This window comes from Emticicia fluvialis (assembly GCF_024793945.1).
GTDB lineage: Bacteria > Bacteroidota > Bacteroidia > Cytophagales > Spirosomataceae > Emticicia > Emticicia fluvialis.
In genome coordinates this window covers 1-6,305 of record NZ_JANUSD010000032.1, presented here as the reverse complement: position 1 = coordinate 6,305, position 6,305 = coordinate 1, and the positions used below count along the sequence as shown (strand labels likewise).

The 6,305-nt window shown below is 38.4% G+C and carries 5 protein-coding genes; 3 read left to right on the top strand and 2 right to left on the bottom strand.

Annotation, left to right across the window (positions count from 1 at the left end; translation table 11 throughout):
- Nucleotides 1-72: 72 nt before the first annotated feature.
- Together NZ848_RS21400 and NZ848_RS21395 are read right to left on the bottom strand one after the other, a co-directional pair.
- Complete coding sequence (locus NZ848_RS21400) at nt 73-1,059, bottom strand: ISAon1 family transposase (protein WP_449240108.1); 987 nt, start codon at nt 1,057-1,059, stop codon at nt 73-75.
- Nucleotides 1,049-1,408 carry an ISAon1 family transposase N-terminal region protein gene (locus tag NZ848_RS21395; protein ID WP_259017214.1) on the bottom strand — a complete coding sequence of 120 codons (360 nt, stop codon included), beginning with the start codon at nt 1,406-1,408 and terminating at the stop codon, nt 1,049-1,051. The genes NZ848_RS21400 and NZ848_RS21395 overlap by 11 nt, the downstream gene beginning before the upstream one ends.
- A gap of 653 nt (nt 1,409-2,061) precedes the next feature.
- Between NZ848_RS21395 and NZ848_RS21390 the strand changes: the two genes are divergently transcribed.
- From NZ848_RS21390 to NZ848_RS21385, 3 genes are all read left to right on the top strand, one after another.
- Nucleotides 2,062-4,302, top strand: a complete 2,241-nt coding sequence (locus tag NZ848_RS21390) for an LruC domain-containing protein (RefSeq protein ID WP_259017213.1) — start codon at nt 2,062-2,064, stop codon at nt 4,300-4,302.
- 719 nt (nt 4,303-5,021) lie between these two features.
- Entirely contained in the window at nt 5,022-5,342 is a 321-nt protein-coding gene (locus NZ848_RS21625) for an ISAon1 family transposase N-terminal region protein (protein ID WP_449240109.1), read from the top strand.
- Nucleotides 5,332-6,195 carry an ISAon1 family transposase gene (locus tag NZ848_RS21385; protein ID WP_259017212.1) on the top strand — a complete coding sequence of 288 codons (864 nt, stop codon included), beginning with the start codon at nt 5,332-5,334 and terminating at the stop codon, nt 6,193-6,195. Before NZ848_RS21625 ends, NZ848_RS21385 begins: the two co-directional genes overlap by 11 nt.
- The last annotated feature ends 110 nt before the right edge of the window (nt 6,196-6,305 follow it).

Sequence of the window (6,305 nt, the reverse complement as noted above, 5' to 3'; positions counted from 1 at the left end):
TTTTTTGCATTTTGCCCAACGCAAATCACAAATGATTTTTGGGATCAATGGCTCAAGCGAAAAAGTTGGGGACTACGCATAAATCTTGGCGAGTCTAAAGAGGAAGAAAGTAATATTTCTTACACCTCTAAACTGGTTTCTTAGTGCTTTAACTTTCGCGTTGAACGATTCTGCTGATGCATTAGTACTTCTTCTATCGAAGAAGTTCAGGATTTTCTCATAGTGGTTCTGAATCGTTCGTGCAATTGTATTGAATGAATCGAAACTTGCCTTTTCAATCTGATTATACCATAGTGCCAGCTTTTTGAATGCTACAATCCTTTCTTTGGAATGGGTAAAAATGTCAGATAATCCTCTACTCAATCCATAAGCTTCTGCAATGTCTGGATATAATCTGAATAAGATTTGAGCTCTGTGTGTTTGTGATTCAGACCAGTTATGTGGCTTCTTATAAAGTAAATACCGACTTCGGGCTAAAAGTTGTTTGAGTGTATCTCCGTTCTCTAGTATTTGAGGGGTAAAAGATACTTTTTGTTCTTTAGCTGATTGCATTTGCCCGTTTTCTTCTTCCATTGCCTGCCACCTATGTTGGATTCTAATCTCTTGCACTGCATCACAGGCTAGCTGTTGAACGTGGAAACGGTCTGCGACAAGTTTGGCTTTAGGGAATGTTCTTCTGGCTATTTTCTCCATTGTAGGAGCTAAATCTAAAGTCACTTCTTTTACCCTCTTCCTTAAAGATTCAGGTATCTGACGTAATACTTCTATGATTTTCTCACTTTCAGTGCCTTTTATCATGGCTACCAAAGTTCCTTTACGGCCTTTAGCCGCTTTATTAGTTAGAATAGTATAAAGCTCTCCCTGCGATAAGCTCGTCTCATCAATAGATAGATATTCAACAATATTCTCAGTGAACAACAACCAATCTTCAGCATGTGAGGCCTGTGGCCAACTCTTAAAGTCACTTAAATGACTCACGTACTGCTCCTGGAATCGCTTGCCATCTAAGCCATAAAGTTCTCCCAGTGTTTTACAACTAATGGGGGTATTATCTACCAAGTCCTTTCGGTCGGCGTTCCGATAAAAAAAATGCGAATTCTTTCGTCATTCGGGTGCCATCAGCTACCATTTCCCAATTTCTATAGACTGTTTTACCAGTAGTGAGATTCAGCCATTTCCTACGCTTGATTTTTAGATAGCACGCTTTACCTCGTAAAGGAAAATCTCTTACAGTTTCTTCGTCAAAGAAACTCTTTGATTGTAGCTGGTTAGATTGATATTCAGCAGGTGGTACATTCTTCTCGGATAAAAACAGATAGTAAGATTCTTCTTTCTTTATCACGTTAGTCAATTCAAAGTATTCTAAGATTCCTTCAGGAAGTAGTAATGATAGTAGCGTCGTATCCAAGTCCGTATTCTTTTTCGCAAAGTAACTCCTTTTTTACCTACTCCCCAACTTTTCAGATTGACCCGTAAAAATGGATATTCTTTGCCAAGCGAAGACACCCAGTTTGCTCCGGGCCTACGTGCCCCGTGTTGGTTCTGTTTTCATACTTGGGAGTATAAGCGTCCACCCGGTTTTTATTCCGAAGTCTTAAGAAGCAGTTCTAAGGTTTTTTTGCGTTAATTCCCGCTTTGAGCATGATCAGACTTTCGCGCTTTCCTCATAATCGTGATGATTGACAGCACTCAAATCCATTGAATTGTCTGAATTATAAGTGTAATAATCCAGTTTATTGATGATTATTATTTTTGTTTGATAACGTCTATTTTTTGGCTTGCTTTGATTAAGATTCAGACCTCTGCATAATTGACTGGCTGAAATGAACCAATATCCCCTTTTTTTCTTCCAATCGTCGAAAAACAACATTTATTTATTAATATTTTTAACATTTTTGTCTTGTTATTTATGAATAGAAAATCTTTTAAAAAGATGCTGACGGACTTTTTCCTCAATCATTTTTCTGCTTGATGTTATTTGTAAATTTTTTGTATTTAATCAGGAATTTTTATTTAATTAAATTATATTGTCTCTGACTTTATTTTTGAACCTTAGCTAAAATGTACAAGCGCAAAAATTTTCGTTTCCTTCTGTTAGGTTTAACAGGCATCATGCTGGGCGCTACCAGCTGCTCTAAATTAGAGTTTACTCCAACTGACACAACTCCTGCTGCTGCAAAGTTGTTTCCTTCTGGAAGTGTTATACCGTCTGATTTTAAATGGTCATCGGTTAGAACTCTTGATGTTCGTGTCGTTATTAACGACAAATACAATGGTCAGTACTTCTACAAAGTTGAATTATTTGATAATGACCCAAAACTTGGAACAGCTGCCAATTTATTAGGGGCCGGGCAAGCAAAAAAAGGCCAGGACTTTGTTGATAAAGTTACTGTTCCTGTTGGCTTGCAATATGTGTACCTTAGAGAGACCTCTCCTGTTGGTATAGCTTCAGTTTCAATGGTATCAATTAAAGATGTTAATTCTGTAACAGTTTCAAAGTCAGGCGATACTGGTAGTTTTAGAGCCAGCGCTCTTCGTGGCGAATCTGCCAACTCAATGGCTGGTGTTGCTGCTGCTTACAGTATTGCAGATAACGCGCCTGTGGTTGTGCCCAATACAGCTATTGCCATAAGTGGTAACTCAAATATTACGGTTGAGTCAAATAAAGCGTATGTTGTAAAGGCCTCTGACAACTTTATAGGTGAAATTAACGCAAATAATGGTACAAGCGGCGTGAAAATATATATACAGGGTACCTGGAAGAACCGTAACTTCACATTAAACCTGGGTGGCAATAATGCAATTATTGTAACTTCTGGTGGTACACTTGATTTAGTGAATGTTATTCAGAACACCGGTGGCGCTTTTGCTAACTACGGAACAGCGATTTTTGAAACCCTGAATACCTCAAATGAGACGCTTTACACCAATTATGGTACATTAAATGCCAAGAGCGCTACATTTGCCAACGGAAGTTTTACTAACTACGGAACAGCCTCTATTGATAATCTGACAAGCACAACGGGTTCTACCAAGATACGAAATGAAGGAACATTACAGGTGAAAGATGCTTCGCTTACCAATGCAACTTTAGAAACTGTTTGTCATACAACAATTGACAACCTGACTACTACTAATGCAACCATTAATGTAGCAGAAAAGTCTTTGCTTGGTATCAAGAAATTGGTTGCAGGCGGTACTAAAATCAACCTTGCTTCATCTGCAATTCTGGATGTGTGGGTATCGGCTAACTTTACAAGTAACAAAAATTACATGACTGGAACCGGAACTGAAAGTGCAGTGGCCAGATTGAAAAAGGTTGATGTAAATAATCAGTGGGAAGCCATAACGTATTCAGGTAACCTTGAGATTGCATGTTCTGATCATACCCCTAACGGTCAATGGAGTACTTATTATATAGTTTCAAGACCAGCAGCTTTGGTGGCCTATGAAAAATCAACTGTTAAAATTGCCTCAACTAACTGTAATGCTGGTGGCAATAATGATAGCGGCTCGGGTACTACGCCAACAGACCAGACCATTACAGAAGTTAATCTAGGAACCTACTCCTATTCTTTTGAAGATAACTGGCCTGAAACAGGAGACTACGATTTGAACGACTTTGTGGTAGATATGAATGTCTCAAAATTCCAGAATTCGTCAAATAAAACGGTTAAAGTAGCATTGAAAGCGAAATTACGTTCAGTAGGTGCTACCAAACGTATGTCAGGTGCCATTCAGTTAGACGGCATAGCATCAGGGAATGTGAAATCAGTAACCTATTCACGTCAGGATTTAGTAGGTAATAATCTGAAACTTGGATCGAACGGAGTAGAATCTGGTCAGACGAACGCTGTAGTAACAATAGTTGATGACGCTCACAAAGCCTTTGGCGTAGCAGACACCCGATTGATATCTACCCAAAACGGTAACTACAACCCATTAGATTTAACCATTACAATAGAATTTAACACACCGGTAGAAAACTTCACCTACAATGCGCTTAACGTCTTTGTGGTTCTTACAAGCGAAACCAGCGCCAGTGGCAGAAGTGAAGTTCACCTGGTAGGTTTTAAGGCAACCGATAAGATAAGTAAATCTATCTATGAGGGTGCAAAAGGCAAATTACTATCATTGACAGACCCATATAAATCTATCAACAACGAACCATGGGGATTAGCCTTACCGGTATCGTTTGTGAGCCCACCGGAGTCAAAAAACATTAAAGATGTATATCCTAAGTTTCAGGACTGGGCACTTAGCGGAGGATTAAAAAATACAGACTGGTATTTGTCTCGCTAAGAGTTTAAGTAGATGCTTATATAAGAAAAGCTCTTCTCTATCTGATAGGGAAGAGCTTTTTTTTATAACCAAGCCTAGTCAGGGTCAAACCTAAAAGTTTTGGGTCGGTAGTGTAATTTCGTTCTTTGCATTTTAAGAAAAGATAGATGTAAGAAAGTCATAATGACATTTTAAAGTTATTACTACCAGCCTTTTTAGTTGAAAATTTTGAGCTTACTTATTACAAGACTACGGCAGAAGTAAAGCATTTATATCTACAAGAGATTAATCAGATACCCAAAGAATTTGAGAATCAGAAGTTGGAGTCCAAGGGGTTTCTTCGATGAGATTACGGTTCAGGACTTTCCAATTAGAGGGCATAAAGTTTTTCTTCATATCAAACGCCCGCAGGTGGTGTAGCTATACAATAGAAATAGTAGTTTACAGGAACTGTGATTTAATGGCAGATGGTACGCGGATAACTAGGGAATTCGCTTCTTTTTTAAAAGAGCTCAATCGATTCTAATCCGGTTATGTAGACTTACCCAAATCTATGCTTAGATATAACTACCCCACAGGTTTTAGACTTGATCCTAATAATTCACTTCGAACTAGTAGAATAAATGAAGCGGTCAGTGGGTCAATCTGAAAAGTTGGGGAGTAGGTAAAAAAGGAGTTACTTTGCGAAAAAGAATACGGACTTGGATACGACGCTACTATCATTACTACTTCCTGAATGAATCTTAGAATACTTTGAATTGACTAACGTAATAAAGAAAGAGGAATCTTACTATCTGTTTTTATCCGAGAAGAATGTACCACCCCAAGAATATCAATCTAACCAGCTACAATCAAAGGGTTTCTTTGACGAAGAAACTGTAAGAGATTTTCCTTTACGAGGTAAAGCGTGCTATCTAAAAATCAAGCGTAGGAAATGGCTGAATCTCACTACTGGTAAAACAGTCTATAGAAATTGGGAAATGGTAGCTGATGGCACCCGAATGACGAAAGAATTCGCATTTTTTTTATCGGAACGCCGACCGAAAGGACTTGGTAGATAATACCCCCATTAGTTGTAAAACACTGGGAGAACTTTATGGCTTAGAAGGCAAGCGATTCCAGGAACAGTATGTAAGTCATTTAAGTGACTACAAGAATTGGTCACAAGCCTCACATGATGAAGATTGGTTGTTGTTCACTGAGAATATTGGTGAATATCTATCTATTGATGAGACGAGCTTATCGCAGGGAGAGCTTTATACTATTCTAACTAATAAAGCAGCTAAAGGACGTAAAGGCACTTTAGTAGCCATGATAAAGGGAACTGAAAGTGAGAAAATCATAGAAGTATTACGTCAGATACCTGAATCTCTAAGGAAGAAGGTAAAAGAAGTGACTTTAGATTTAGCTCCTACAATGGAGAAAATAGCCAGAAGAGCATTCCTCAAAGCCAAGCTTACAGCCGATAGATTCCACGTTCAACAGCTAGCCTGTGATGCAGTACAAGAGATTAGAATCCAACACAGGTGGCAGGCAATGGAAGAAGAAAACAAGCAAATGCAATCAGCTAAGGAGCAAAAAGTATCTTTTACCCCTCAAATACTAGAGAACGGAGATACACTCAAACAGTTATTAGCCCGGAGCCGATATTTACTTTACAAAAAGCAGCATAACTGGTCTGAATCACAAACACACAGAGCTCAAATCTTATTCAGATTATATCCAGACATTGCAGAAGCTTATGTATTGAGTAGAGGATTATCTGACATTTTTACCCACTCCAAAGAAAGAATTGTAGCATTCAAAAAGCTGGCACTATGGTATAATCAGATTGAAAAGGCAAGTTTCGATTCATTCAATACAATTGCACGAACGATTCAGAACCACTATGAGAAAATCCTGGATCAAGGCTAAAACCTGTGGGGTAGTTATATCTAAGCATAGATTTGGGTAAGTCTATATAAAAAGAATGGGATGTTTTTCACACCTCTGAATTGGCTTCTGAAAGCCTTTACCTTGGCATT